The 2723-nt window shown below is 54.1% G+C and carries 4 protein-coding genes and 1 pseudogene; 2 read left to right on the top strand and 3 right to left on the bottom strand.

Translation table 11 applies throughout. The features are described 5' to 3' along the window. The first annotated feature begins 524 nt into the window (after nt 1-524). Nucleotides 525-686 carry a hypothetical protein gene (locus tag ACOCD2_RS16105; RefSeq protein ID WP_293649585.1) on the top strand — a complete coding sequence of 54 codons (162 nt, stop codon included), beginning with the start codon at nt 525-527 and terminating at the stop codon, nt 684-686. After that, a complete protein-coding gene (locus tag ACOCD2_RS16100; RefSeq protein WP_293649584.1) occupies nt 683-1084 on the top strand; it encodes a hypothetical protein in 402 nt (133 codons plus the stop codon). The genes ACOCD2_RS16105 and ACOCD2_RS16100 overlap by 4 nt, the downstream gene beginning before the upstream one ends. Here the strand turns inward: ACOCD2_RS16100 and ACOCD2_RS16095 are convergent. The 3 genes and pseudogenes from ACOCD2_RS16095 to ACOCD2_RS16085 all read right to left on the bottom strand — a co-directional run. After that, nucleotides 1074-1688 carry an EF-hand domain-containing protein gene (locus ACOCD2_RS16095; RefSeq protein WP_293649583.1) on the bottom strand — a complete coding sequence of 205 codons (615 nt, stop codon included), beginning with the start codon at nt 1686-1688 and terminating at the stop codon, nt 1074-1076. The two genes, ACOCD2_RS16100 and ACOCD2_RS16095, sit on opposite strands and share 11 nt — an antisense overlap. 44 nt (nt 1689-1732) lie before the next feature. Beyond that, complete coding sequence (locus tag ACOCD2_RS16090) at nt 1733-2167, bottom strand: hypothetical protein (protein ID WP_294031630.1); 435 nt, start codon at nt 2165-2167, stop codon at nt 1733-1735. Nucleotides 2168-2268: 101 nt separating this feature from the next. Continuing rightward, nucleotides 2269-2592, bottom strand: a pseudogene (locus ACOCD2_RS16085) (DUF2202 domain-containing protein); the annotation flags it as partial. Nucleotides 2593-2723 lie beyond the last annotated feature (131 nt).

Here is a 2723-nt window from a genome sequence, read left to right as displayed (position 1 = left end):
TGAGCAGGATGCAGCAATCAGCGTATAGAACAAGCTCTAACGGGCAGTATGAACAAAATAGCAACTTTATTTCACCCGAAAATATACGGTGGAACAATGTTGCTTACTCTAAACTCTAGTTTGCTGATCCATCCAGACAAATATTCGATGTCATGCCGATTACAGAGGCTCCTGCCGAGTCATGTCGGTAAAATGCGGGTTTTGACGTTCTGGAATCACGGATTCAGGATCTGGTTTTCGCTGCATCATTCATCAGTCGTCCAAACCGGCTATGTGGCTTGGCAGCCCACCTTCCCCTTGGGATAATGTCTCTTCCATCTCTGATATTGAAACACTACCTGTTGGGCGATGGCGAAAACAGTCCTTTGCTGAAACGGTTTCGACAGGTATTGAACCGCGTGGAGCCCCAAATCCTGAAATATCGCCTACAGGAAATGGCTCGACTGCCATGCAGAAAGGAAACGCCACAGGTACCCTGTACCTACATCCTGGCCAAAGACGACAAACTGATTTCCCGCCGGAAAATGGAAGAACTGAAAGCACTGGTACCAAGCATGGTTTTAAAAGAGGTGCCCGGTCCACATTTCATCCTGCAAACCCAACCAAAAGTCTGTGCCAGAATCATCAAACAGATCACTGAGGATATTCCTTCCCAAGAAATGAGCAATGGGGAAGCTACCGGATGAACACCCTCACAAGCAAGGCATTGGGAGAACTTTTCAGCCACGGTTCCCGCTGGCTGGCGAATCTTCGACGGGCAAAAACCGCCAGAAAGCAGGAATCCGTAGAAGCCCTGAGGAAAGTCATCGTTGCCGCCAGAGAAACAGCAGTTTATTTGAGGCGACTGCATGACAGCGGGAAACGGGATCACGAGATCGAGCGAAACCTTGCCGTATTGTGGACGGAACTTGCTTTTACCCTTGAAGATCTTGGCCTGAACAAACTGGCGAAACGTTGCCAGATCAAAGGCCGGCACTGGGCCGACCCCGGTCATTACGACAATGACTTTCTGGAAAAATCAGATACCAGCCTCGAGAGGATGGAGAAACTGGCTCGCGATATGCTGGCTGAAATCAGGCGCTAATCCGGCAACTCCTATTGCTGCATTCTCTGCTGCCGATGCTGCATCCGGTGCGCTGAAAATTCCTCCGGGCTGATGCTGCCATCGCTATTGCTGTCGACATCACCAAACACGGCAATATTGCCAATATTGCGCATGGGATAACCCGCCTGGGAACCCTCGCTGATACGCTGCCCCTGGGCCTTGAGGAATTCTTCTTCCACGATCCTGCCGCACTGTTCAGGTCGAAGTCATCGAAAGCTGGCATGTTGCCGCTTCTTCCCATGCCACGGCCCTGTCCACTACCCATGCCTCGCCGTTGCTGCTGCATCTTCTGCTGACCTGCCGCCAGTTCCTCAGCGCTCAGCTGCCCATTGCCATCGGCATCGAATATGGAAAATGACGGCTGGCTGCCCATACCCCGCATGGGCATGCCCGCAGCAGCTTTCCCCGCCATGCGCTCAGCCCTTGCCGCAGAAAATTCGGTTTGGCTGATACTGCCGTTGCCGTCCTGATCATAGACGGTAAAAGGAATGGAGCCTCTGGCTGGCATCTCTGCCGCCTGAACCGCCAGCACCAGTAAACTGCCCGCAGCCAGCAAGACCATTGTCTCGTTCAAAATTTTCATGGTTCACCTCCACGGTGAGAACTCCGCCGGACAGGCGGAGAAAATCAGTCCGTGGCCACCAGGCTATAGGTCGCGTGACAGGCCACGCAGTTGTTCATCAGGGCTGTCAGCTGCTCCCGGGTCTGCAAGGGGTCACCCAGCTGCTCGGCATCCAGCGCCAGCTGGTCAAATTTCGAGTGGGTGCCGAATCCCAGTTTCTTGAACTCCAGGGGCAGCTTGCCGATGAGCGCCGGTGGCACAGCGGTCTGGGCGGCCATACCCACTTTCCTGGCCGCTGCCGCCGCAGCTGCCATATCCTCTGTATTGGTCGCGGCGATGATTGCCTGTACGGCCACCAGGAAATCACGCATCTCACCCAGCACCATATTGCGCTCGGCTGTGGTCAGTTGCAGCGCCTGGCGACCATCCGGTGCCTGTACCACACTGCCGACAAAACCGAATTTATACACCGCGGCGCCAATAGCGAGCAGCAGAAGCAACAGGACAGTCCAGCAAAATTTACACATTCATTTGTTCCAGTAATCGTAGAAGGATGGGGAATTCTACCCCAGTTGCAGCCCATCCCTGGGCAATGACTTTGTCAGCGTCCACCGCGCCGCTTGCCACGGCCTTTGCCACCACGCTCCGTCGCGCTGTTGACGATGGCATCCACTTCTTCCTGTGACATCAGCTGCGCTTCATACACGATGCCCAGGTTTTCGATCTGGCCGACAAATGCCCGCAGGTGATTTCTGGAACCCCGTTCGAGATTTTCATATGCCTGCACCACATCGGCATGGGAGGATTCCGCGATAGCCTCCTCGAGATCGCCGATATCAAGTTCCTCGATGTAGCCACCGACATGCAATGCCTCTTCCAAGGATACATTACCCCGCTCGATAAGCGCACGGTACAGGGTGGAGAGTTCTTCATTCTGGGTAACTACTCACCCCTATCAGCATAGAGCTGTCCCGAAAAGGCCATTTGAATGGCGACCAGCGGATTGTATCCCTGATTTGCCATGGTCTGCAGGTAACTGGAGATGCGGCAATAGGC

Origin of the sequence: Thiolapillus sp. (assembly GCF_048562965.1) — a bacterium.
In the GTDB taxonomy this organism is placed as follows: Bacteria; Pseudomonadota; Gammaproteobacteria; order Chromatiales; family Chromatiaceae; genus Thiolapillus; species Thiolapillus brandeum_A.
This window is presented reverse-complemented; position numbering and strand designations above follow the sequence as displayed.

Coding starts and splice junctions, on each gene's coding strand:
- ACOCD2_RS16105 (WP_293649585.1), top strand. CDS start 525: ATGGAAGAACTGAAAGCACTGGTACCAAGCATGGTTTTAAAAGAGGTG.
- ACOCD2_RS16100 (WP_293649584.1), top strand. CDS start 683: ATGAACACCCTCACAAGCAAGGCATTGGGAGAACTTTTCAGCCACGGT.
- ACOCD2_RS16095 (WP_293649583.1), bottom strand. CDS start 1,688: ATGAAAATTTTGAACGAGACAATGGTCTTGCTGGCTGCGGGCAGTTTA.